The sequence below is a fragment of the Pseudoalteromonas sp. Isolate3 genome (assembly GCF_022398505.1).
In the GTDB taxonomy this organism is placed as follows: Bacteria; Pseudomonadota; Gammaproteobacteria; order Enterobacterales; family Alteromonadaceae; genus Pseudoalteromonas; species Pseudoalteromonas apostichopi.
This window is the reverse complement of the sequence record NZ_JAKEVN010000004.1, coordinates 63,123-86,183: the sequence shown is the minus strand read 5'-3', so window position 1 is coordinate 86,183 and position 23,061 is coordinate 63,123. Positions and strand designations below refer to the sequence as shown.

Sequence of the window (23,061 nt, the reverse complement as noted above, 5' to 3'; positions counted from 1 at the left end):
CAATAATATTAATAAAGGCAGCATACAATTAACATAACTAAAGCTAACCCTATACAGGCACTGACAACAAGCCATGTAATTTAGGGGGGGAAGCAGAAGGAATTCCTTCTGGGGAAATCACAACCGGAGAACGGCAACATGTTCAAAAAAACACACATAGCAAGCGCTATACTAATGGCTGTTTCATGTCAGCTAGCGTATGCGCAGGAGCAGCAGGATACACAAAGTGAGGCTGATGATATTGAAGTGATTCAAGTCTCAGGTATTCGTGGCAGTTTAAACAAAGGCTTAAACATTAAGCGTCAATCATTCCAAGTTGTAGACGCTATTGTAGCTGAGGATATTGGTAAATTCCCTGACAACAATGTTGTTGAAGCATTGCAACGCGTTACGGGTATACAGGTAACAGACCGAGGTGCTGGCGAGGTTAATACCGTTTCAATTCGTGGCTTAACTGATGTGACGACGACAGTTAATGGGCGACAAATTTTTACAGCAGCGGGGCGAAGTGTAGCGCTTGCTGATATACCTGCAGCTTTATTAGAAAGCGTTGATGTGTACAAAACGCGCTCAGCTTCTCAGGTGGGCAGCGGTATAGCCGGGCAAATTGATATTAAAACACAGCGACCATTTAATTTTGATGGCTCGAAAGTGGTGGTTTCTGCACGCGGTATTTATCAAGAACAAGCTGAAGAGCTAGACCCGAATCTATCGGTGCTTGCGAGTAACCGCTGGGAGTCGAACATTGGTGAGTTTGGTGCCTTGGTGAACGTTTCATACGGCGAAACAAATTACCGTGACCAAAATATTGCAGCTGGTGCGATGGTGCCATTCATGACTCTGAATCCAGCAGATGGTTTTGGTCCGCTAGAACGAATACAAACTACTGATGGTCGAGCGAGCGAAGAGCTGATTTGGCAGCCAGGCCTGGAAAATGGTTTACCGTTTCAAGCCGGTTCAACACTCAACATAAACGGTGTTCCTACCGAGTATTATTTATCGCGTGACGCTGTATTTGCCAGTGACTTTACCGGTAAGCGTGAACGTCCTGCGGCGAATATCGCTTTACAATGGCGTCCTAACGATGACTCTCAGTACACATTCGAAGCTTTCTATAATGGTTATCGCAATGAATCATTTAACGCACTAAGCTTTACCTTTGTTGATTGGTGGGGCAATGTTGATACGCAAAATCCGCCTGCAACTTTTGATGGTACTAACATCATTAAAGAGCGTTATGTTGACGCCCCATATGGTTTTAATAGCGGTGACTTGACTGTCAGTAAAACTGATAGTTATGTATTTGCACTAGGTGGTGAGTGGACAATTTCCGATAACTTTAATCTTGCATCTGAAATATATTATCAAGATAGTCAATATGAGACTGACTTTTTAGCAATGCGAAGTGAACGCGTGGCTTATGGTTTAAATGTCGATTTTAATGATCAAGACGGTATTCCTTCTTTGGAATATGCAGATAACCCTGACACCGCTGCCAATGAAGCTGATTTAGCTGATACCTCGCAGTGGAATGTCGCTCAGCTATATGATAACGGCGGGACTTCTAAAGGTGACGCACTTACCTTTACATTAGATGGTGATCTATTTGTTGATAGCTATGGTTTTGATACCGTTTCGTTTGGAGTACGCTACGATAGCCGTGGCGCGACTGATTCAAGCCGTGAAGCTGGTGGTGGTATTTTAGGTCAACCTTTTAGTTCATTAGATGAAGGACTTGCATCAGTTAACGAAGGTTTTTTTGACGGTAACGCAAATTGGCCATCAAGTTGGGTTGTACCGAATGGTCATTATATTTATAGCAACCGTGCTTCGTTCCGTGAGCTTTATGGTATTAATGCCGATGATGTGGTTTTAGAAAAAACTTTTGATATTGATGAAACGTCTTATGCAGCGTATGTACAGGGTAATTTCTCAACTTCGTTGTTTGGCCTTGAATTAGATGGTCAGCTCGGCTTGCGCTACGAGCATGCAAAAGCCGATATGACATTCTTCGATATCGACCAAAATCCAACAGCAGTTAGTAGTGCAGAAAATAGCTCTTCAGCGTTATTACCCAGTATTGTGCTTCGTTATCACTTAAGCGAAGATGTGATTGCGCGTGCTGCGTATACCGAAACAATACGTCGCCCAAGCTTTGCACAACTAAACTCTTTTATTTATTACACCGAAGATGTAACTAACATTGGCTATGGTACAGCCAGCGGTGGTAACCCTGACTTGAAACCGGTTGAGTCGCAAAACTATGACTTAACACTTGAATGGTATTTCTCTGATGATAGTTCACTGTATGGCACGCTATTTAAGCGTGAAATAGAAGGGTTCGTCTACGGTTCAAACCGTATCGTTCAATACCAAGGGCCAGAGGATGATGCGCCATACCCGTATATCTTAAATCAACCTGATAACTCATCCAATGGTACTTTAGATGGTCTTGAGTTAGGTTTAGTATATTTCCCAGACAATTTACCTGATTGGTTAATGGGGGCGGGCCTTCAGGCAAGTGCGACTTTCCTAGACTCAGAACAAGAGCTTCCTGTTTACGAAGATGGCCAGCTTACAGGTTATGATAAACGAGATATGTTCGGTGTTTCAAAATCATCATATTCAACCGTGCTCATCTATGAGCGAGATGATTTTGATATGCGCTTAGCTTATGTGTGGCGTGATGACTTCTTAAACAACTATGAAGCTGCTCAATTTGCGAACCCGTTAGGAGTTTATCGTCGTCCAGAGCAGAGCTTAGATTTTCAGTTAAGTTACGATATCAACGAAGACTTTATGGTCACGTTTGATGGTACTAACTTAACAGAAGAGATTGCACAGACTTATTATGAGTACCCAACTACTCATAACTCAAATAGCGCATTATTTAGCCGTACATTTGCGCTAGGTATTCGTTACTCTTTTTAATTTTCTTAAATAGACCCAAAACCCCGGCTTAGCTGGGGTTTTTTATTGCTGAAAAAGCAAGCGTTTGTTATCGGTCGAAAAGAGTTGCGATTTAATAAGTATGATAATACTATTAATTAGATTAGCATTAAATTTACAAAAATAACGAACGCTATGGCCAAGCTGTGTAATATCTAAGGCTGTAAATTTATTTGATACACAATGTTGAAGGTTTTCGACATTGTTTGAAATAGTGAGCGGCGGCTCACTATTGACCAATTAGGGTGTTGTTGTATGGAATCTCAAAAGTTATCCGTTGTAGAAAAGGTCGGCTTTGGTGCCGGTGACATGGCAGTAAATGTCATGGTTGCAGCGTTATTCTATTTTATGTCTTTCTTTTACACCGATATCTACGGGCTTGATCCGGTTGATATGGGTGTGTTGTTCTTAGTTGCGCGTTTTGTTGATGCCTTTACCGATCCATTAATGGGGGTGATCACCGACAAAGTGAAAACCCGTTGGGGTCAATTCCGTCACTGGTTCTTATTTTTATCTGTGCCATATGGTTTGTCGGTCGTACTGTTATTTACTACGCCTGATTTCGACTACAACATGAAGTTGGCTTGGGCTTATGCCACTTACCTGTTTGCAACCTTGATGTTTACCGGTGTTGCTATTCCTTATATCTCTTACATTGGTGTATTAACCGCTGATCCTAAAGAGCGTTTGTCAGCTAATGGTTACCGTATGTTCTTCGCTAAGATTGCCAATGTAGTGATCGTATTTTCAGTGCCGCTACTTGCCTCATATTGGGGTGATGGCAGCTTGTCGTATGGTTATAAACTGGCAATGGCATTGGTATCGGCATGTGCCGTAGCACTATTTTTGTTTTGCTTCTTTACTACTCGCGAACGTATTACCCATGAGCCACAAACCGAAGGCGTACTTACGCAATTAAAAGTACTTATTAAAAACGACCAGTGGTTACTACTGTGTGCAGCATGTGTACTTGGTACGCTTGGTTATGCGATTCGTGGCAGTGTCGCTATGTATTACGCAACCTATTACTTAGGTGTACCAGATTTAGCAGGTGCCTTTACCAGTGCGGGTATTGCAGCATCTATTGTCTCAATGGTGGCAAGTACGTGGATCACCCAGCGTTACTGTAAAATGAAGCTATTCCGTCAATCACAAATTGCCGTGCTATTTATTTCATTACTAATGTACTTTGTGGTGCAACCGGGCGATGTAATGATGGCGTTTGTGCTTTATATCATCTTGTCATTTGTGGTTGATTTACATGCACCTGTGTTCTGGTCTGCTATTGCTGAAGCCGTAGATTACGGTGAAATTAAAGACGGCGTCCGTGCATCGGGTCTATCGTTTGGTGGTATTTCATTCTGCCAAAAAGCCGGGGGCGGTTTAGCGGGCTTAGCGGGTGGTTTATTACTGGCATTTTTTGAGTACAAGCCTAACGTTGAGCAAACCGAATTTACCCTAATGGGCTTAGCACTGATGCTAACTATCATTCCGGGTGTTTTCCACGCCTTACTAGGTCTGATTTTGAAAAAATACAAAATTACCGATGAGTACTATACAGATATGGTTATTCATAAGCGCCTACCAAAATAACCACTCTTTAAACGCACACACTAGATAAGTGTGTGCGCTTTGCTCTTTAAAATAACAATTCGCTGGGAGACAACAGTATGAACACATTCAAAGTTAGCTATTTGGCAAGCGTTTGCGCTGCAATATTAACTGTGAGCGGTTGCAGTGAAATGCCAACTGACAGTAAACAAGCTGCTTCTGTTGAGCATGCTGAACATACCAGCGAACAACATTTATTTGCCCTAAACCAAGTAAGTTTAAGCGCCAGCCCATTTTTACATGCACAGCAAACGAATGTGCGTTATTTATTAGCACTTCATCCTGATCAGCTGCTTGCTCCTTATCTGCGTGAAGCAGGCCTTGAGCCAAAAGCGCCAAACTATGGCAACTGGGAAAGTACAGGCCTTGATGGGCATATTGGCGGTCATTATCTTTCTGCCTTGAGCCTTGCGTGGGCTGCCACAGGTGATGAAGAATTAAAGCAGCGTTTAGATTATATGCTGAGTGAGCTGGATCGCGCTCAACAAGCCACAGGTGGTTACTTAGGCGGTATCCCAAATGGCGATGAAATGTGGCAGCAGATTGAAAGAGGTGAAATCAAAGCCGACTTATTCAGCTTAAACGACCGCTGGGTACCACTTTATAACATCGATAAAATTTTCCATGGCTTGCGTGATGCATACGACGTGGCAGGCAGTGATAAAGCCAAACAAATGCTATTTAAGTTAGGCGAATGGTTCTTAGCGACCACTGCTAAGCTAACTGATGAGCAAGTTCAACAAATGCTGTATTCAGAGCATGGTGGCTTAAATGATGTTTTTGCTGATATGTATTTTATCAGTGACGATGAGCGCTACTTAAAACTAGCCCGACAGTTCTCTCATAACATCATTATTGAACCGTTGTTACATAAAGAAGATAAGTTAACTGGCCTGCATGCCAATACACAAATACCAAAAATTATTGGTATGTTGAAAGTGGCTAATGCCAGCGATGATAAAGCATGGCAGCAAGGTGCTGACTTTTTCTGGAAAACAGTAAGCCAAGAGCGCTCAGTATCTATTGGCGGTAACTCGGTACGTGAGCATTTTCATGATAAAAGTGACTTCACGCCAATGGTTGAAGATGTTGAAGGCCCAGAAACCTGCAACACTTACAACATGATGAAACTGAGTAAATTATTGTTCTTAAAAACCGGTGATACGCGCTATTTAGACTATTATGAGCGCGCCACATATAACCATATTTTATCGTCACAACACCCAGAGCATGGTGGTCTTGTTTACTTTACCTCAATGCGCCCTGGGCATTACCGCATGTATTCGTCAGTGCAAGATTCTATGTGGTGTTGCGTAGGCTCAGGTATTGAAAATCACAGCAAATATGGTGAGCTGATTTATAGCAATACCGGTAAAGAGTTATGGGTAAACTTGTTTATTCCAAGCACGTTAAATTGGCAGCAGCAGGGTTTACAGATCACGCAAGACAGCCAATTCCCAGATGATAACAAGGTCTCACTTACTGTGAATCGCTTGTCTGAAGAGCAAAGCTCTGAGTCGGTAATTCATATTCGTAAACCGTCTTGGCAGCAGGGTGAGCTGAGCTTTACTTTAAATGGACAGGCTGTAAGCGCAACCGAAAAAGACGGTTATTACAGTATCAGCCATGCATGGCAAAGCGGTGATAAGCTTGCTTTTGAACTTAGCCCTAAGCTTTATACTGAGCAGCTACCTGATGGTCAGCATTATTATTCTGTGATGTACGGACCTGTTGTAATGGCTACTAAAGTACACGCTTTTGCAAATGAAAAGCTTAACTTTGTTGCTGACAATAGCCGCATGGGCCACATAGCCGCAGGACCAACATGCCCGCCAGAGGCTCTGCCAATCATGCTGAGTGAGCCAGAAAAATTTATTGCCGACCTCACTCGTAAGCCGGGTCAAGAGCTAGCATTTATCGCCGATAAAAATGTGGCGATTGCTAAGCAAGGAATTGATAATACCAAGAGCACGGAGTTAATTCCGTTCTTCCGTTTGCACGATAGCCGCTATCAAGTGTATTGGCCGCAGCAAAGCAAAGCTCAGTTCACGCAATTTGTTGCCAATGCAAAAGCTGTTGAACAAGCGAAAGAGCAACTTCGTTTATTAACCGTTGATCAAATTACGCCGGGTGAGCAACAACCTGAAGTTGAACACGACTTTAAAGGTGAAGGAACCCGTGCAGGTGTCAATAATGGTCATCACTGGCGCGATGCGACAGGTTGGTTTGAGTATCAGCTTAGTAACCCAGAACAAAAAGCGGTTGCTTTGCGTGTTCGCTATTTTATTGGCGATGTGGACCGTCATTTCTCTATTAATTTAAATGGTGAGCAATTAGCTGCAGTTAGTTTGCCCGTAGGCAAGCCAACTGATGAGTTCTACACCATTGATTACCCATTAACAGAGGCAATGAAAAAGTCGAAAACGCTTACCTTACGTTTTGCTGCCGACAAAGACTCTGTTGCTGGTGGTATCTATGGTATTCGTTTAATCAACACACAATAAAGAGTTGGCTATGTTAAGCAACAATGTGTTTGCGACGGCTAAAGAGCAAATCTTACCGTCGCTTTTAGATAACAACGCTGAGCAACACAGTTTTTATCACACACCCACAGGGCTTGGTTATCGAATAATTGAGCAAGGTCAGGGGGATAAACCTAGTTGGGATGCCACAGTGGTTGTGCATCAACGGGTTACACTTAAAAATGGTCGGGTATTATTCGATACTCGCAAGCAAGGTGCTGCTGTAGAGTACGAAATTGCAGAGGCGATAGTGGGCTTACAAGAGGCGCTGCAATTAATGAATAAAGGCAGTCGCTTTGAGATTTTAATACCTGCGCACCTTGCACGTGATGTGTATAGCTCTTTTATTGACGAGAAGCATCAGCAAGGCTGTCAAAGCCCCATGCTAGTTGATATTACTTTGCTTGATTTTAATTAATAGTACCTTCTTGGAACCTCAAACTAGGTCACTTAAGTAAATAAAAAACCTGCAATTTTGCAGGTTTTTTACGTTTGAATAATTACTTTTTAAGCTTGGTTGTAAGCTTATTTAGGTCGGCTGGGTTAACAACAGGCCAATCGTTTTTCCAACTCATAGGTAAAATACGTAGCTTTTGCACGCCATTATCTGCTGTTTCGTAGGCGTGTAATACTAAATAGTCTTTACCATCAAAGGTATATGCAGCATTGTGACCAAGGGCTGCCCAATCTTTGTTACCTTCAATAACTAAGCTACCACCACCATCAATCATTGAGCGACCTTGCTTATCTAAATATGGGCCTTCAACATTTTTGCTGCGACCTACGCGAACATTGTAAGTACTTTTTACACCTTGGCAGCACTTATCAAATGATACAAATAGGTAGTAATAGCCGTTCTTTTTAAAGATATAAGGTGCTTCAATCGGACCATGCTCCGTGTTTGGACGACTCGCAATGTGGTGCCATTTTTCAGGCTTTGCTAAGCGAACCATGTCATCATCAAGTTGTACTAGCTTTAAGCCCCCCCAAAACGAACCGAAGCTCATCCACGGTGTACCCTTGTCATCTACGATAATCGCAGGGTCGATAGCGTTCCAATCGTCACGCTCTGGCACTGATTCAACCACAATACCGTAGTCAATCCACTTGTAATCAGGTGAGGCTGGGTCAAGGGTTTCGTTAACCGTTACACCAATTGCAGAGGTGTTTTTGCCAAATGCAGAGACTGAATAATAAAGGTAAAATTTACCATTTTTCTCGTATACATCGGGTGCCCATAAGTGGCCCCCGAAATTAGGGGAAACACGCTTTGCCCAACTTGGCTCATCTTTAAAAACGCGACCTGTGAGTTTCCAGTTGGTTAAATCTTTCGATTCATAATAGGTAATGCCAGGGCCTGTGCTAAATACATAATACGTGTCGCCTTCTTTGGCCATGACCGGATCGTGTACTTCAACTTGCTTTGCAGATACGGCTGCGGCAGAAAAAAGTAGCCCTGTTGAAAGCCACTTCATCGCTTGTGTCACGTTACTTACGAGTCTCATGCTTGAATACCTTTTGTTGTTTTAACTCTTGTGTTCATTCAGCTACTATATAATATGTAATACAATATTAACAATAAAATCGAGACGAAATACAGGACACATTATGCTCAAAAAAATATCTCGGCTAACGCTTGTTAGTGCGTTAAGCGCCTCGTCATTGTCAGCCTTTGCTGATGCTAATAGTAGCAAGACTCTTGCGCCAATTGATAACCCCATTGTACTCAAACGTGCTGATCCATGGTTAGTTCGTGATGATAAAAGTGGTTGTTACACGTTTATTGGTAGTTCGCCGAAATTTGATGAAATTGAGCTGCGCCAAGCTTGTCGTTTAAACGATTTAAAATTAGCAGAGCCGAAAGTTATTTGGCAAAAGCGCGATAAAGGCCCAATGAGTGTCAATATTTGGGCCCCTGAGCTACATCAGATTGATGGCAGTTGGTATATCTACTTCGCCGCAGGTGATATCGAAAAGCCGTTCAGTATTCGTATGTATGCGCTTAAAAACGACAGTGCTAATCCGATGCAAGGTGAGTGGCAAGAAATGGGGCAAGTAACCAGCCACCTTGATAGTTTTTCGCTTGATGCCACAAGTTTCACGCACAAGGGTAAGCGTTATATGATTTGGGCGCAGCAGAACCAGCCTGCAACTTATAACTCTGCTTTATGGTTAGCTGAAATGGACTCACCAACATCAATTAAAGAACCCATTATCGCGATTACAGAGCCAACCCTTGATTGGGAAGTGCAAGGCTACAAGGTAAACGAAGGTGCTGCAGTCATCACCCACGGTGATAAAATATTTGTCACGTATTCAGCCAGTGCCACCGATCATCGATATGCGATGGGCTTGCTATGGGCAGATGTGAATGCTGATTTGCTTGATCCTGCTAGTTGGCATAAAAAGGCTGAGCCGGTGTTCACCACCAATGCTGAGCTAGGTCGTTTTGGCCCTGGGCACAACAGTTTTGTAAAAGCTGAAGATGGTGTAACCGATTTAATGATTTATCACAGTCGTGACTATAAAGAGCTGAAAGGCACACCACTGACAGACCCAAATCGCCATGCGCGAGCACGCATTATTACGTGGGATAAAAACGGTTTTCCAGTGTTCTCACCAGAACTCGCCGATTAACAACTTTTAAAAAAAGGGCGCCAATTGGCGCCCTACAACTTTGGGAACGAACGATTACCAGAAGCGGTAGTAAATAAAGGCAGTAATACCAATAATACCCGCGGTATGAATGTAATCCCACTTATCTAAGCCAGCAGCTACTTCTTTCATCGTTGCTTTATCTAGGCTTGAGAAAGTAAGACCTTTCAATTGTTCTTCGTCTGCTTGCTTGGTGAAAATACTCACCACAATCATAATCGCAACGACCACGACAAATAGCAGAATACAGTAATATAACCAGTTCATCGTGGTGATCCACGCAAATGATGAACCTGTTAAATCATCTTTAAATGGCAGCAACACTAAGCGGATCATACCAAGCACAAAACCTGATACTAAACCCACAAAACCAGCAGTTGGAGTGATGCGTTTACTGCATAAACCTAGTAAGAATACTGCTGCAATTCCCGGTGCAATAAGAGACTGCACACTTTGCAAGTATTCATAAAGCACATCGGCTATTAAACTCATGACGGGTATCCACAGCAAGCCTAATATAACAATAACGATAGTGGCAATACGGCCTACTTTAAGAAGATGCTTTTCACTCGATTCAGGTTTGAATTTTTTATAGAAATCAATCGTGAACAAGGTCGCTGACGAATTAAATAATGATGCTAAAGAGCTCATTAAAGCTGCTACTAAACCACCAATTACAATCCCCTTAACACCAGCTGGTAATAGCTCAGCAACGAGAGTTGGGAATGCTTGGTCAGCACTGTCATAGCTAATAATACCTTTAACATTCAATGCGTATGCAATCATGCCCGGCACTAAGAAGATAAATACAGGAAGTAGCTTTAAGTAACCGGCGAACATGGTACCGCGACGTGCTTCTTTAATGCCTTTTGCAGATAAAACACGTTGTACGATGTATTGGTCGGTACACCAATACCAAAAACCAATAATGAATGAACCAAATACAATGCCAGGCCAAGGGAACTCAGCATCTGAAGCACTACGAATAAGATGCATATTAGCATCGTTGATACGCTCAACTTCTGCCCAGCCACCTACTTTATCTAGACCAACAACGAGTATGACTAAGGAGCCAATAATGAGCACCGGAGTTTGCAACACAGAGGTCCACATAATGGCTTTCATACCACCAAGCACCGTATAAATACCCGTGATCACTACAAGGCCAATGGCTGAGATCCAGAAGAAATCGATACCCCAAATACTCTCAATACCTAAGATTGTTTTAAATGCGATACCGCCGGCATAAACCGTTACTGCGACCTTGGTTAATACATAGCTAATCAATGAGATTACAGATAAGAAAGTACGTGATTTAGAGTTAAAGCGGCGCTCTAAGAATTCAGGCATGGTGTAGACTTTACTACTCCAATAGAAAGGCACGAAAATCCAACCGAGTAGTAGAATGATCCACGATTGCATCTCCCAGTGAGCTAGTGCCATACCCGATTGTGCACCTGAACCTGAAAGACCCACTAAATGTTCTGAGCCAATGTTTGATGCGAAAATAGAGGCACCAATCACTAACCAACTTGCATTACGACCCGCTAAAAAGTAATCAGCGGTGTCTTCTTCTTTTTGTCGCATAGACATCACGACAACGCCAAGTAACAGGACAAAAAATCCTGCTAGCACTGCCCAGTCTAAGGTACTTAGTTCGACCATCGTGTGTTCCACCTAATTTTGAAAAGAGAGTTTAGCTTTATAATTGTTGAATAAAAATATTATATTATAAATAGGCCGAGTGAAAGAGATTTGTTAAAATAAGGTGACAGTCTGTGTTCTAAATGGTGACTATACTGTGTGAATTTTAGACACTTGTATTAGGTTGTTTTTTGTTTGCTATTGATTTTAATAGATTATTTGCAGGATGACGGAATAGCTTTATAGATGTATCATATTACTCAGATCTTTTGAGGAACACACATGGCGCGTTTAGAAAATTTAAACTTATCACAACAAGTTACCAATGAGCTCGGTAAAGCAATTATTGTTGGTGATTATAACACTGAAACGGGGCTACCAACTGAAGCACAACTATGTGAAGTGTATGGTATTAGCCGCACAGCTGTCCGTGAAGCAGTGAAAATGCTTGCTGCAAAAGGACTGATTTCTTCTCGTCCACGACAAGGTATTCGTGTTGAATCGGCGGAGAACTGGAACTTATACGACACAAGCGTATTAAAATGGTTACTAGAAAGCAGCCCTTCACTTTACGTACTTAAAGAATTCTTACAAGTGCGCTTGGCTATCGAACCTCAAGCAGCAGCACTTGCAGCAAGAAAAGGCGACCAAGCGGCAATTGCAGAAATTAAAATGGCACTAGATAAAATGCAAGCAGCGGCAGAAGAGCCTGAAGGTGTGATGCATGAGCCTGATCTTGCATTTCACACGGCAATTTTACATGCCAGTGGTAACCGTTTTTTCTACCAATTACGTGATTTTATTCGCACAGCGCTGCACGTGAGTATTCAGCATACTACACCAGCTAAAGGCAATAAAAAGGCCATCGCTGAGGAGCACTTTAAAGTGTATAACGCAATTGCGAGCGGCGATCCTGAGCGTGCTAAAAACATGATGACGTACATGATTGATGAAGCAATGGCGTTTATTGAAAAAGAAATCGCTGATAAAGAAGCGGCTCAATAAGTATCGCTTCTTTACGTTGTAATGACTTTTAAAACATAAGGTTATCATGCCAAATTCAAACGAGCTAAAAACAGTTTACCCAAGCCTTGCTGGTAAGAGTGTGTTTATTACTGGCGGTGCATCGGGAATTGGTGAAGTAATGGTAAGGCGGTTCTGCGAGCAGGGCGCGAAAGTCACCTTTGTTGATATTGCAACTGAGCAAAGCGATGCGTTGTGCGCAAAATTAGCTGGTAAATATGAATTTGACCCACAATTTATCCATTGTGATATACGTGATGTTGAAGCTTTAAAAGCGGCCATTGAGCAAACTCGCCAGCAGCAAGGTGATATTGGTGTGTTAATTAATAACGCAGCCGATGACACTCGTCATGCTGCAGAGAATATGGATGTGAAATATTGGGAAGACAAGTTTGCAGTTAACTTACGCCCGTGTTTCTTTTCATCTCAAGCAGTGGTTGAGCAGATGCAGCGTTTAGGCGGTGGTAGCATTATCAATATGGGGTCGGTAAGCTGGCGTATTAAGCAGACCGGCATGCCAGCCTACACAACCGCAAAAGCGGGTATTGAAGGTTTAACCCGTTCATTAGCTGCTTCATATGGTAAAGATAATATTCGTGTGAACTCACTGGTACCAGGTTGGGTGATGACAGAGCGCCAGATTACGCATTGGCTAACCCCAGAAATGATTGAAGATGTTCGTTTAAGTCAGTGTATTAACGAAACTATTCAACCAGACCATGTAGTGAATGCCGCGCTATTTTTGGCCGCAGATGACAGCTGTATGATGACTGCACAATCATTGATAGTGGATGCGGGTTGGACATAATCTTGCGAAACGATAACAAAATGACTAGCGTGAAATAAAAATTTTACATAATTAAAATGATACTATAATAATAAAATATACGATTTAGGCTCAGCAGAGCTCATACTTAGGAAGGTGGTAAGAAAGTTTGACCGACTTTGTACTTGTTTATTTAATTCTGATTATTGGTGCTTGCCTACAAAGTGTTATTGGCTTTGGTTTAGGAATGTTATGTGTGCCTGTGCTTTACTGGCTAATGCCAGATCTGGTGCCTGGGCCAATGATTTTGAATGCGCTGTTTTTAACGTCGGTATTAATGATTAAGCACCGTGGCGCGATAGACATGAAGCAAACTGGTATATCTATTATTGGCGGTGCTATAGGTGTCATTTTAGCTGCTGTCGTGATGTGGTATGTCAATGCGAAGCAGTATCAGCTTCTGCTAGGGTTGAGTATTTTGGTGGTGGTGGCTTTGTCTATCATAGGTATGAAACCGAAAATCTCAACAATTACTAGTTTACTAGCATCAATGTCGTCGGGCTTTTTGGGTACCACAACTTCTGCAGGAGGTGCACCAATGGGGCTACTCTACCAAGCTGAAGATAAAGAAAAAATTAAAGCTAACTTGAGTGCATTTTTCGTGTTTATAAACCTGTTTGGCATTATCGTATTGATGCTTACAGGTTCCGCCGATATGACTGATGTAAAGCTATTCTTTTTTTGTTTGCCAGCAATTTTAATTGGCTGGGGCTTGTCGTTTGTGATTAACAATAACCTCAACGAGAAGGCCATTCGCGGCATAATCTTACTCGTTGCGGGGTTATCTGGCCTAGCACTTATTTTCATACATAGATAGAATGAGAATAGTTCAGCTGTTCGTGTAGTGAAGCCAATGCTCGATGACACCATCAAAATGATTATTTCTAGCCAGTGCCAATTAGGCGAAGGGGCCTATTTTGCAAAAGCACATAACTGCTTATTTTGGGTAGATATTTTAGGGCAGCGCTTGTTTCGCTTAGATTGCCAATCAATGCGAGTTAGCCAGTTTACCATGCCAGAGCCTATTTGCTGGGTTATGGAAACCGAGCAGGGTGAACTAGTTGCAGGCTTTGCCAAAGGTATTTATAAACTTTGTAGTGAAAATTTCAGCCGCGAACTACTTTATTCAATAGACCATGAACCCTCAAAAAATCGTTTAAACGATGGCAAAACGTCTCGCCAAGGCTTTGGTTTTTTTGGCTCTATGGACTCTCAAGAGCAAACCAATAGTGGTAAGTTATATCGTTTTGGACATGGGCAAGCTCCGATTTCTGTTGATCATAACTACACCATCAGCAATGGCCCTGCGGTGAGTAAAAATGGCTATTTTCTATATTCTACTGACTCAGATAAACAAACTATCTATCGTTTTGTTCTGAATAAGCAGGGCGAGCTTTCTGATAAACAAGAGTTTATTCGCTTTAGTGAAAGTATGGGCTTTCCAGATGGCATGACCGTTGATAACGAAGACCATTTATGGGTTGCCGCTTGGAATGGCTATGGCGTTTATCGTTTTTCACCAAGCGGCGAGCAGGTGCAGTTTATTCGCTTGCCCGCACCGCGTGTTACGAGTGTCGCATTTGTTGGCGAGGAGCTAATGCATTTAGCTGTGACTACCGCTGCAGTGGGTCTGGAGGACTCAGTTCTCGCTGATTACCCGCACAGTGGTGGCGTGTTTATTCTCGAGCCGGGCGTTAAAGGCATTGCTGAAACGCCCCTGAAACTATAGGTTCTCCATCACTTGGTAACGCAATTCTCCAAGGAAAGCGCGTGCTGCTGGACCAAGCTTATCACCATCTTTAAAGAGCAAGTGTAACTTAGCGCTGCGACTACTGTTATGGGTTAAATTAAGTGCTTTCATTTGCCTAGCCGCAAGGTGTTTTTCTATTGCTATTTTTGGCAACCACGCAAAGCCAAGTCCATTACTGATCATATCAATAGAAGTGCGCAAATGAGTTACCGTCCAGCGCTGATCGGCACCTAACCATCCACCATCTTGCTTGTGCTTATTGGCTGAATCGCGGACAACAATTTGGCGGTGTGATTTTAAATCTTCGAGAGTTATTTCACGCTCTATTGCATGCAAAGGGTGATCTGGGTGTGCAACGGCAAGAAACTCAATATCACATAATTCTTCGTGAAAGTTTGCCGCAATTGGAAAGCCGGTAATAGCAATATCAACCTGATCGTTTTCGAGCAGTTCATTCCCCCCCATCAGCACAGACTCATGGAGTTCAATACGCAGTTGCGGGTATTGTGACGAGGTATCGTTAAGCACTTTATAAAGCAATTGCTGTGGGAAAATAGCATCAACAGCAATTCGTAATTTGCTTTCGATGCCTTCACCTAACGTCTGGCCTATTGCCTCAACTTTTGCGGCTTCATCGAGTAAGTAATTAGCACGGCGCAGCATCATTTCGCCAGCTTCAGTGAGCACGGTTTTGCGGCCTTGAATGCTGAATAACTTTACATCGAGTGCAGATTCAATTTTGCCAACTGCATTATGAATACTCGATTGGCTTTTATGAATACCTTGTGAGGCTTGGTTAAAGCCTCCAAATTCAACAACAGCACGAAACATGCGCCACTGTTCTAGCGTAATTCTTAGCATGATGTTCCTTTGCTTACTTAACTACCTAATAGTACCTGTAAATACTGAAAAAGTTTACTTTTTAGGTGAGGGCAACTCAATATACTCAAGCTCATCACCGGGGATTTTAGCAAAACGCTGTGCTTGCCAATCTTGTTTTGCTTGCTCGATGCGCTCTTTGCTGTAACCAACAAAATTCCAGTGTAAATACGGGACTTTATTGAATTTACTGCCACCGAGTAAAATAAAGCGGCTGTGCACCAGAGTCGTTATTTCGTGTTCGCTGTCATCAAGTAGTACAAAGTCGCCTTGGGTATAGCGCGTATCACCCACACTAATTTCACCATAAATAACATACACTGCGGTTTCATGATGAGGATGCGGTTTAGTTATATGGCTACCTTGCTCTGCTACCGTATCGACATAAAACATCGGTGAGTAGCTTTTCACAGGGGAGCTTAAGCCATAGGCATCACCGACAATGAGTCTCATCAGCACGCCTTTTTCGATTTTCTCAGGCAATTGCTGTTTTTTGATATGTTCAAAATGCGGTGCTATTTCGGTTATACTCTCAGGTAAAGCAACCCAGCATTGCAGACCATTGATGTCGTGCTCGCTCGCCCGCACTTCAAGGCTTTCTCTTTCTGAGTGCACTATCCCGCGACCTGCGGTCATCCAGTTAACATCGCCGGGTTCTATTTGCAGGCTATTACCTAGCGAATCGCGATGGTAAATACTGCCCGTAAATAAATAAGTGAGCGTTGATAGGCCAATATGAGGGTGAGGCTTCACATTTATGCCCTCACCGCGAGGAAAGTGATTTGCTCCCATGTGGTCAAAAAAGATAAATGGGCCAACCATTTTTTTGTCAAAATGAGGCAAGATGCGTTTTACATCGAGCCCACCAATATCATGGCTGGTTGCTGTTAATAACGTTGCCATATTCGCGCCCTCTTAAAAACAAATTCAGCCAACAACCTAGGTTATTGGCTGGGATAAATGTTAAGCCTGACTACGTTTTAACACTAGTTGATCTAGGCTGATTTTGCCTGCACCAACACTGGCTAATGCTAAAAAGCCGCCTGCCATTGCAATGTTTTTGTAGAACATTAAAAATTGCATTTGATCATCAAGTTGAAAGTGGAATAACAAAGCACTAACTAGGCTGAAACCAGCAAAAGCGACAGCGGTTAGTTGTGTTAAAAAGCCTAGTAAAATAAATAATCCGCCAACAATTTCAAAGGCAATCACAAACGGCAGTAAGAACTCTGGTAAACCGACACTACTCATATATTGCGCTGTAGCATCGAAAAACTCTATTTTGCTAAAGCCGGTTAGTAAAAAGATGGCCGATAAACCAATACGTGCCAATAAAGTGCTAATATTTTGTAAGTGTGGTTGAGCTGAGATTAAAGTAAAAAGTTTCATAGTAGGTATCCTGTTTCGTTAAGCAGTGTGTCTGCGATGGAGTAACTATAAGTTCACTTTAAAAGAATTAAAAATTGTAAAATCAGCATTTACCATTCTCTAAAAAAGAATCCAAAAAGAGGTTGAATATGAAGTTGTTGTTATTGATAGGGTTTTGTTTTTCGGTGGCTACAAGTAGCTTGGTGTTTGCTGAACAAAATTTACCAAATAGTCGTCATTATGAGTTGCTAGCTTCAGATATTGCGGTGCAGCAAAGCTGGCAAGTTAAAGACACAATTAAAGGTTATGAGATGCTGGAATATCAAATTAACCTTAATAAAGGCACTACCTTAACGGTTGATTTTGCTCCATCAAATTCAAGCAACTACTTTAATATTTTACCAAAAGGCAACCCAACTGCTTTGTTTGTTGGCCCGGTAAAAGGTGATCATGCTGAGATTAAAATCTCTGATGATGGCGATTATGTGATTCGGGTCTTTTTGATGCGCAATGCCGCGCGCCGTGATGAGCAAAGTGAATTTACTGCCGATATTAGCGTTGTAAAAAGTACATTAAAAGGCATGCACCCAAGCTGGGATGTCGATGGTGATGGGGTTAATGATTGCGAGAAAGACGGTAGCTGCGATCACACTGTTGACTACCGCCTTCCTCGAAAGTCGAATTAGGCCAATTTTAAGGCCTAATTAGCAAACTACTCAGGCGCCACTTCAAGCGTTGTGAATAATGAGTAGCGTACATTATCGATATCGGCCTCTGTTGGTTTTTGATCAACAGATGCTTCAATCAGATACATATCGGCATGAGCGAATGTCACAGTAAAGAAGCCTTTTTTATCGGTTGTTACTTTCACTTCGTCACGCTCATTACGGTAGCGTGCACTACCACGAACAATAGCAAGCTCAACGTCAGCGGCTGGTTTGCCATCCATTAATAATTGGAACTTAGCTTCTTCACCAGCAAATAGATCGTTCGGGTGAGTTGGGCCTGAAATTTCTAAACCTTGACCAAGCAATGTTGGCTTAGAAGTACCATTACGGCTTACAAAAGTATCAACCGTTGCGATTGATTTTACAGTGCGTACATCGGTTGCGCCTGTTGGTAGGTCTGCTTCTTTTTTACCTGCGAACACACGGCCACGGTTGCCATCTTTGTCTTTATAGAAAGTCATTAGCATTGGTTTTTGCTGCATAGCAATATGGTAAGTACCGTCTTGAGATAAACTCACTGCCGCTGAGTTTTTGCGTTTTAAGTAGTATGCGCGGATCGTTTCTTTAACCGGCTTACCATTTGGAGCAAGGGCAATTAATAAGTTGTCGTCATACTCTGCGCCTTTTTCTTTCGGGCGGTATGCTTTATCTGGGCTAAACAACTCATTCGAAATACTGGCATCGATCATCACATAGTGAGTTTTCTCACCAGATAAAGAAGTGTGAGATGGCATTAACCAACGGGCGTGTGCTTGTGCATAGCCAGAGGCAAGTGCTGTGAAGGTTACTGCGCCAATCAGCGCCGTTTTTAATAATTTTAATTTCATTGTTTGTCCTTAATTACTGGTAATGGTAACAAAGCTAGTCGCGAACTCTTTTTCGCCTTTAATTGTGACTTTGCCGTCTTTCGTTAAGTCGATTTCAACGCGGGTGTAATCTCGGCCACCTTCCTCACGTACAACTTCAACATTAAGCAGGTAGCTACCAGGTTTAACTGGATTACCTTTTAAATCTTTACCTTGCCACTCAATGGTGTAAGTGCCTGGGCGTTTTGTTGCACCTGTTACACCATCAAAGCTGTCGTTGCTACGACCTGCTTTTCGCCACCACTGACGTAAGTCTTTAAACCATTCAGCTTTTTCGACCCAAAGTGCAATAGTGGTAACGTGTTTACGTTCAGGTGTTTCTAGCCATAGCGCCACGTAAGGGCGATGATATGGAGAAACATCTAGCTCAGGTAAAGTGAACTCAACGGTGAGGTTGGGATCTTTTGCAAAGCTCAGTGGGCTGAATAAACAGCCAATTAGTAGAGCTGCGATTAAGTGGGCTTGTTTCATTAAGATACTCCTTTAAGTTGAGGCACCCAAACTAGATAAATGACCAAAGGCGTGGCAACACCAAGAAGCGTTAACCAAAGGCCTGCGGCCCGTTTTTTACGGTTTTGAAAGAGAATAATTAATCCGGTGATGGCAAACAGAATCATCAAAACAGCCGAGATATCAATGACCCAGCTCCATGCTTTACCTGTATGGCGGCCTTTGTGTAGGTCGCCAATCAGACTCATAAAGCCGCCGGTTTGATAATCAATATTGAGCTCGCCCGTTTGAAAATCGATTTCGGCGTAAGCAAAGCCTGCTGGCAGCGGATAGTCGAGCATCACCAAAGCATCTTCTTTTTCCCACTCAATACTTTTTACATTACTAAGTGAAAATTGCTGCTGCATGTACTGTTCTATTTCAGGGTATAGGCTCGGTAACGTGTCGAGATTAGCTTGTGCTTTTTCGAATAACTTTGCAGAAACAAGTAGTTGGTTCTGACCATTATGTTTATCATTTTCGAGCCAACTAACGTGATTAAGAATGATGCCGCTGACACAAAATAAAATAAGTAAAAAGAATAAGGCCGTTGAAAGGTATATGTGTAAGGCGCGGCTAACGCTATAAAAGCTACGTTTGTTAAATGAGAACATAATGCGGTTTATTCGTTAAAGATACAGGCATGATAATGATTTGCATTACCAATAACAAGCGTGTTTACGTTCTTTACATTTCTTTGTTTTAGAAATGAATAGCGAGATAAGCAACTACAGCAAGTTGCGAACTGAGAAAACAGGCAAGCAGCATTAAACCGGTGTGTGTAGTCAGTTTAACTTGTAAGAGTGTTGATTTTTTTGGTGCAGAGGGGCGATTAATTAAATAGGCTAACACGCTCAATTCAATTACTGCCACTAAGTACATCACCCAAATTGGTGCGGCACTTTGTAGTAAAAAAGCATACCCGATAGCCATACCAAAACCAGCTAAGAACTTAGCACGAGTAGGAACAACCTTATGTTCTTGCCAAAACCTCAGAGGCTGGCCGTACTTTGGATGGTGTAGCAGCCAGGCCGAGAGCTTAGGTGATGAGCGGCTAAAGCACGCCAATGCTAGTATAAAAAAGATAGTTGTAGGCATCACAGGTAATGCAATACCTATGATACCTAAACCCACCATCAATAACCCGAGTAATTGATAGCAGCCATTTTTATAGGCGGTAAACGCCGCTTTCACATTCATCAATAAAGTTGGGCCTGATAAAACTTAAATCGTTGCAGTGCTTGCTCGGCACCCTCTATCAAAGTGGCTTGTTGCTGTTCACAGAGCTCAAGGCTATCAATAAGATGACTTAGTTGACAGCCCTTTTTGTACACACTGGCTTTAGCAAGGTAGCTTGCACCACATTGATTATTTAACTTTAGCTCAGCTTCAACTTCTTTGCCTAATGTAGCTGCAGAAAATTGCGATCCTTCAATTACATACAGCTTTTGTCAATAAACCATGTTTAGAATGGCGCAATATAATAATGATTTACATTTGTATAGCCAGAAAAACGTGCTTGCAAAGGTACAGAACGGACCTGAAATATGAGCATAGTGGCTATCAAGGAGTAAGGTATAAATTAAGCTAGTTATTACTCAAGCTAAGAAGATCGTGAAATTATTGTGAGTTTTTGAGTAAAGTAAAGAAAGGCAAGGAGAACATCTCCTTGCCTCTAAATAGCTCGCTAAATTAAGCGGGTATATTACTATTAGAAATAATAACCTATATTGATATTGAAGCGGGTTTCAGTCTCATCGCTGTCGCCAGCAATTGAACCACCAACGAATGGTTGGTTTTTCGCTTGTACAAAATCAAAGTAAGTGAATAAGCCGCCTGCAGCAACAGATACACCGGTTACATTCATCCATGTATCTTCGCTGTTGTCTGACTTGTCATAAATAATGCCGTAGTCATTGTAAAACTGTAGGTTTGTTACCGGACCCCATTCTACAGGAAGGCTGTAAGCGATATTAGCATTAGTCATGGTCGCTTCTGCGGCAATACTATCGTAAAACGCATAAGCACCCACGGCCATACGGTCGACGTTGTCGATATCGTAGTTATATTCACCATGCTGAAGTTGGAAATTCCATGGACCAATTGTGCTGTTTAAGTGCACAGCCCAAGCGTAGTAGTCGCCAGCTTTATCTTCACCATCATGTAAGCCGCCAGATAGGGCTGAAACACCTAGCTCGGTGGTGCCGCCATCATGCTCAAAGTGATAACCATAACGACCAGAGAAGGTGTTGTACTCACCAATCGCATTGGTTGGTTCGGCGTATACACCTTCACCTGCAGAGCGGAAACCCACTACGTCGTATGAGTAACGGTCGCTTCTGTCGTCCACATAGCCGTCAACGCCACCTAGTTCATCATTTTTGAAAAAGCCAAGGTCAATTTGCCAGTTGTCAGCAATTTTGCGTTTGAATAGCACACCCAGGTCATGGTCATCTTCAAGACCAATATAATAAGTGGTGCCAAAGAAGTAGTTGTGTGAGTTATAAGGCCAGTTACCAAAAGGCACTTTGGTAATACCTGCCTGAACCTGCCAGTCTTCGGCAAAGTCATAGGCTGCATAGGCATACTTAACTGCGGTCATGTAATCGAAAAAACGGATCTCAGCGTTAAGCTGCACATCACCGACATCGCCTGCAAAATTTAGCCTGAAGATGTCAAAATCGAAGTCACCACCGCGGTTTTTATTGCCATCGTTATACGACGTATGGCTGAAGTTGGTACGTACAGCCCCACCGACTTTAATGCCAGATTCTTTTTTAGGTGCTTCTACGGCCGCTGTTTGCTGCTCAAGTTGCTTTTGTTGTTTTGCTACTTGTGCATCAATTTGCGCTTGTTTCTCGGCTTGTTGCTGCGATTTTGCTTCGGCAGCATCAAGTTTGCTTTGCAGTTGCTGCATTTGCTGTTTCAGTAATTGCAGTTGTTCTTGAAGGTCATCAATTTCAGATGCCTGACTAAGACTTGAAGTTGTGCCCAAGGCTATAGCAAGGGCTAACTTTGATAGTTTAAGCATGAATTTTCGCTAGTGTTGGAATGGGTACTGTTAAGAATAGTTGATATTCAGGCTGAACCCAAGCCTAGACACAGAAAATTAATATTAATCAATCAGTTTTAATTTTTACTGTGCTTCTAATGTCTTGGTGATTGCGCCAACCTCAAGCAGCGGTGAAGCATCGAGTTGATCCGCATCCATCATTGCAGCAATGCGTTGCATTGATGATAGTAGTAAACTTTGCTCCCACTCTTCTAGTGCTGAGAACTTTTCGATGAAGTGCTCTTGCAATGGCTGAGGTGCTTGCTCTAGTAGCTGTTCTCCAGCTTCTGTTAGATGCAAACTAACTCTACGCTTGTCTAATTGGCTACGCACACGAGTGATCAGATTACGGTTTTCTATACGATCTAATATATTGGTAACCGTAGCCGGGCTTAAGTTTACATTTTGTGCGATGCGGCTGGCGGTAATACCATCGGTTTGTGCAACCTCATTCATGATAAGTAATTGTGGGCCGGTTAGGCCTGAGGTTTTGTTGAGCTGTTTTGAATGAAGGTCGATGGCTCTGATCACTTTACGCAGCGACACTAATAACTCGTCATACTTTTGCATGTTTCTGTCTCTTAAAAAAGGCGGCATGAGGCAACCGCAATCGCGAAATATTACACATCTAATAAATTGAGTTCAAATAAATAATAACTATGTAGCTTATAATTTTCGGCGATAATGCTTATTATCGTG

Annotated in this window: 20 protein-coding genes and 1 pseudogene; 10 read left to right on the top strand and 11 right to left on the bottom strand. The window is 42.4% G+C overall.

Annotated elements, in window-relative coordinates; translation table 11 throughout:
• Positions 1–138 precede the first annotated feature (138 nt).
• From L1D46_RS02090 to L1D46_RS02075, 4 genes are all read left to right on the top strand, one after another.
• Positions 139–2,931: a TonB-dependent receptor gene (locus L1D46_RS02090; protein WP_239976683.1), complete on the top strand. Its 2,793-nt coding sequence runs from the start codon at positions 139–141 to the stop codon at positions 2,929–2,931.
• Between the two features lie 273 nt (positions 2,932–3,204).
• The gene (locus L1D46_RS02085; protein ID WP_054552279.1) at positions 3,205–4,542 is read left to right on the top strand and encodes an MFS transporter; all 1,338 of its coding nucleotides are present in this window, start codon (positions 3,205–3,207) and stop codon (positions 4,540–4,542) included.
• 77 nt (positions 4,543–4,619) lie between these two features.
• Positions 4,620–7,064 (top strand): glycoside hydrolase family 127 protein, encoded by a 2,445-nt coding sequence (locus tag L1D46_RS02080; protein ID WP_239976682.1) that lies wholly within the window; start codon positions 4,620–4,622, stop codon positions 7,062–7,064.
• A gap of 10 nt (positions 7,065–7,074) precedes the next feature.
• Positions 7,075–7,500, top strand: a complete 426-nt coding sequence (locus L1D46_RS02075) for an FKBP-type peptidyl-prolyl cis-trans isomerase (RefSeq protein ID WP_178926405.1) — start codon at positions 7,075–7,077, stop codon at positions 7,498–7,500.
• 82 nt (positions 7,501–7,582) lie between these two features.
• Here L1D46_RS02075 and L1D46_RS02070 read toward each other — a convergent pair whose 3' ends face one another.
• The gene (locus L1D46_RS02070) at positions 7,583–8,557 is read right to left on the bottom strand and encodes an arabinan endo-1,5-alpha-L-arabinosidase (protein ID WP_239976685.1); all 975 of its coding nucleotides are present in this window, start codon (positions 8,555–8,557) and stop codon (positions 7,583–7,585) included.
• A 133-nt stretch (positions 8,558–8,690) separates the two neighbouring features.
• Here L1D46_RS02070 and L1D46_RS02065 point away from each other — a divergent pair, with 133 nt between their 5' ends.
• On the top strand, positions 8,691–9,719 hold the full coding sequence (locus L1D46_RS02065) for a family 43 glycosylhydrolase (RefSeq protein ID WP_167658274.1): 1,029 nt from the start codon (positions 8,691–8,693) through the stop codon (positions 9,717–9,719).
• Between the two features lie 54 nt (positions 9,720–9,773).
• Here the strand turns inward: L1D46_RS02065 and L1D46_RS02060 are convergent, their stop codons facing one another.
• Positions 9,774–11,402: a sodium:solute symporter gene (locus L1D46_RS02060; protein ID WP_239976680.1), complete on the bottom strand. Its 1,629-nt coding sequence runs from the start codon at positions 11,400–11,402 to the stop codon at positions 9,774–9,776.
• Positions 11,403–11,663: 261 nt separating this feature from the next.
• On the opposite strand from L1D46_RS02060, the gene L1D46_RS02055 reads away from it, so the two are divergent.
• The 4 genes from L1D46_RS02055 to L1D46_RS02040 all read left to right on the top strand — a co-directional run bounded on the left by L1D46_RS02055 (position 11,664) and on the right by L1D46_RS02040 (position 14,959).
• The gene (locus L1D46_RS02055) at positions 11,664–12,386 is read left to right on the top strand and encodes a FadR/GntR family transcriptional regulator (protein ID WP_054552285.1); all 723 of its coding nucleotides are present in this window, start codon (positions 11,664–11,666) and stop codon (positions 12,384–12,386) included.
• Positions 12,387–12,432: 46 nt separating this feature from the next.
• On the top strand, positions 12,433–13,212 hold the full coding sequence (locus tag L1D46_RS02050; RefSeq protein WP_167658272.1) for an SDR family oxidoreductase: 780 nt from the start codon (positions 12,433–12,435) through the stop codon (positions 13,210–13,212).
• Positions 13,213–13,339: 127 nt separating this feature from the next.
• Positions 13,340–14,047: a sulfite exporter TauE/SafE family protein gene (locus L1D46_RS02045; protein ID WP_239976678.1), complete on the top strand. Its 708-nt coding sequence runs from the start codon at positions 13,340–13,342 to the stop codon at positions 14,045–14,047.
• A gap of 36 nt (positions 14,048–14,083) precedes the next feature.
• Entirely contained in the window at positions 14,084–14,959 is an 876-nt protein-coding gene (locus L1D46_RS02040) for an SMP-30/gluconolactonase/LRE family protein (protein WP_239976684.1), read from the top strand.
• Here the strand turns inward: L1D46_RS02040 and L1D46_RS02035 are convergent.
• Genes L1D46_RS02035 through L1D46_RS02025 form a run of 3 tightly spaced genes read right to left on the bottom strand, consistent with a single transcriptional unit; the run spans position 14,954 to position 17,248 of the window.
• Positions 14,954–15,841 (bottom strand): LysR family transcriptional regulator, encoded by an 888-nt coding sequence (locus L1D46_RS02035; protein WP_239976676.1) that lies wholly within the window; start codon positions 15,839–15,841, stop codon positions 14,954–14,956. The two genes, L1D46_RS02040 and L1D46_RS02035, sit on opposite strands and share 6 nt — an antisense overlap.
• A 54-nt stretch (positions 15,842–15,895) precedes the next feature.
• Positions 15,896–16,762: a pirin family protein gene (locus L1D46_RS02030; protein ID WP_239976675.1), complete on the bottom strand. Its 867-nt coding sequence runs from the start codon at positions 16,760–16,762 to the stop codon at positions 15,896–15,898.
• A 60-nt stretch (positions 16,763–16,822) separates the two neighbouring features.
• Positions 16,823–17,248, bottom strand: coding sequence for a DoxX family protein (locus L1D46_RS02025; protein WP_105173868.1), 426 nt, complete (start codon positions 17,246–17,248; stop codon positions 16,823–16,825).
• Positions 17,249–17,376: 128 nt separating this feature from the next.
• Here L1D46_RS02025 and L1D46_RS02020 point away from each other — a divergent pair, with 128 nt between their 5' ends.
• Positions 17,377–17,913: a hypothetical protein gene (locus tag L1D46_RS02020; protein WP_130050190.1), complete on the top strand. Its 537-nt coding sequence runs from the start codon at positions 17,377–17,379 to the stop codon at positions 17,911–17,913.
• 26 nt (positions 17,914–17,939) lie between these two features.
• Here the strand turns inward: L1D46_RS02020 and L1D46_RS02015 are convergent, their stop codons facing one another.
• The 6 genes and pseudogenes from L1D46_RS02015 to L1D46_RS01990 all read right to left on the bottom strand — a co-directional run bounded on the left by L1D46_RS02015 (position 17,940) and on the right by L1D46_RS01990 (position 22,932).
• The gene (locus L1D46_RS02015; protein ID WP_239976674.1) at positions 17,940–18,782 is read right to left on the bottom strand and encodes a DUF4198 domain-containing protein; all 843 of its coding nucleotides are present in this window, start codon (positions 18,780–18,782) and stop codon (positions 17,940–17,942) included.
• A gap of 9 nt (positions 18,783–18,791) precedes the next feature.
• Positions 18,792–19,292 carry a DUF2271 domain-containing protein gene (locus L1D46_RS02010; RefSeq protein ID WP_178926402.1) on the bottom strand — a complete coding sequence of 167 codons (501 nt, stop codon included), beginning with the start codon at positions 19,290–19,292 and terminating at the stop codon, positions 18,792–18,794.
• Positions 19,292–19,924, bottom strand: coding sequence for a PepSY-associated TM helix domain-containing protein (locus L1D46_RS02005; RefSeq protein ID WP_239976673.1), 633 nt, complete (start codon positions 19,922–19,924; stop codon positions 19,292–19,294). Before L1D46_RS02005 ends, L1D46_RS02010 begins: the two co-directional genes overlap by 1 nt.
• A 196-nt stretch (positions 19,925–20,120) precedes the next feature.
• Positions 20,121–20,510: pseudogene (locus L1D46_RS02000) on the bottom strand (YbaN family protein); the annotation flags it as partial.
• A gap of 511 nt (positions 20,511–21,021) precedes the next feature.
• Positions 21,022–22,341 (bottom strand): porin, encoded by a 1,320-nt coding sequence (locus L1D46_RS01995; protein ID WP_130050194.1) that lies wholly within the window; start codon positions 22,339–22,341, stop codon positions 21,022–21,024.
• Positions 22,342–22,446: 105 nt separating this feature from the next.
• Positions 22,447–22,932, bottom strand: a complete 486-nt coding sequence (locus L1D46_RS01990; protein ID WP_130050195.1) for a MarR family transcriptional regulator — start codon at positions 22,930–22,932, stop codon at positions 22,447–22,449.
• Between the last annotated feature and the right edge of the window lie 129 nt (positions 22,933–23,061).

Excerpts from the sequence above, each read along its gene's own strand:
- L1D46_RS02090 (WP_239976683.1), top strand. The coding sequence starts at position 139 with ATGTTCAAAAAAACACACATAGCAAGCGCTATACTAATGGCTGTTTCA.
- L1D46_RS02085 (WP_054552279.1), top strand. The coding sequence starts at position 3,205 with ATGGAATCTCAAAAGTTATCCGTTGTAGAAAAGGTCGGCTTTGGTGCC.
- L1D46_RS02080 (WP_239976682.1), top strand. The coding sequence starts at position 4,620 with ATGAACACATTCAAAGTTAGCTATTTGGCAAGCGTTTGCGCTGCAATA.
- L1D46_RS02075 (WP_178926405.1), top strand. The coding sequence starts at position 7,075 with ATGTTAAGCAACAATGTGTTTGCGACGGCTAAAGAGCAAATCTTACCG.
- L1D46_RS02070 (WP_239976685.1), bottom strand. The coding sequence starts at position 8,557 with ATGAAGTGGCTTTCAACAGGGCTACTTTTTTCTGCCGCAGCCGTATCT.
- L1D46_RS02065 (WP_167658274.1), top strand. The coding sequence starts at position 8,691 with ATGCTCAAAAAAATATCTCGGCTAACGCTTGTTAGTGCGTTAAGCGCC.
- L1D46_RS02060 (WP_239976680.1), bottom strand. The coding sequence starts at position 11,402 with ATGGTCGAACTAAGTACCTTAGACTGGGCAGTGCTAGCAGGATTTTTT.
- L1D46_RS02055 (WP_054552285.1), top strand. The coding sequence starts at position 11,664 with ATGGCGCGTTTAGAAAATTTAAACTTATCACAACAAGTTACCAATGAG.
- L1D46_RS02050 (WP_167658272.1), top strand. The coding sequence starts at position 12,433 with ATGCCAAATTCAAACGAGCTAAAAACAGTTTACCCAAGCCTTGCTGGT.
- L1D46_RS02040 (WP_239976684.1), top strand. The coding sequence starts at position 14,084 with ATGCTCGATGACACCATCAAAATGATTATTTCTAGCCAGTGCCAATTA.
- L1D46_RS02035 (WP_239976676.1), bottom strand. The coding sequence starts at position 15,841 with ATGCTAAGAATTACGCTAGAACAGTGGCGCATGTTTCGTGCTGTTGTT.
- L1D46_RS02030 (WP_239976675.1), bottom strand. The coding sequence starts at position 16,762 with ATGGCAACGTTATTAACAGCAACCAGCCATGATATTGGTGGGCTCGAT.
- L1D46_RS02025 (WP_105173868.1), bottom strand. The coding sequence starts at position 17,248 with ATGAAACTTTTTACTTTAATCTCAGCTCAACCACACTTACAAAATATT.
- L1D46_RS02020 (WP_130050190.1), top strand. The coding sequence starts at position 17,377 with ATGAAGTTGTTGTTATTGATAGGGTTTTGTTTTTCGGTGGCTACAAGT.
- L1D46_RS02015 (WP_239976674.1), bottom strand. The coding sequence starts at position 18,782 with ATGAAATTAAAATTATTAAAAACGGCGCTGATTGGCGCAGTAACCTTC.
- L1D46_RS02010 (WP_178926402.1), bottom strand. The coding sequence starts at position 19,292 with ATGAAACAAGCCCACTTAATCGCAGCTCTACTAATTGGCTGTTTATTC.
- L1D46_RS02005 (WP_239976673.1), bottom strand. The coding sequence starts at position 19,924 with ATGTTCTCATTTAACAAACGTAGCTTTTATAGCGTTAGCCGCGCCTTA.
- L1D46_RS01995 (WP_130050194.1), bottom strand. The coding sequence starts at position 22,341 with ATGCTTAAACTATCAAAGTTAGCCCTTGCTATAGCCTTGGGCACAACT.
- L1D46_RS01990 (WP_130050195.1), bottom strand. The coding sequence starts at position 22,932 with ATGCAAAAGTATGACGAGTTATTAGTGTCGCTGCGTAAAGTGATCAGA.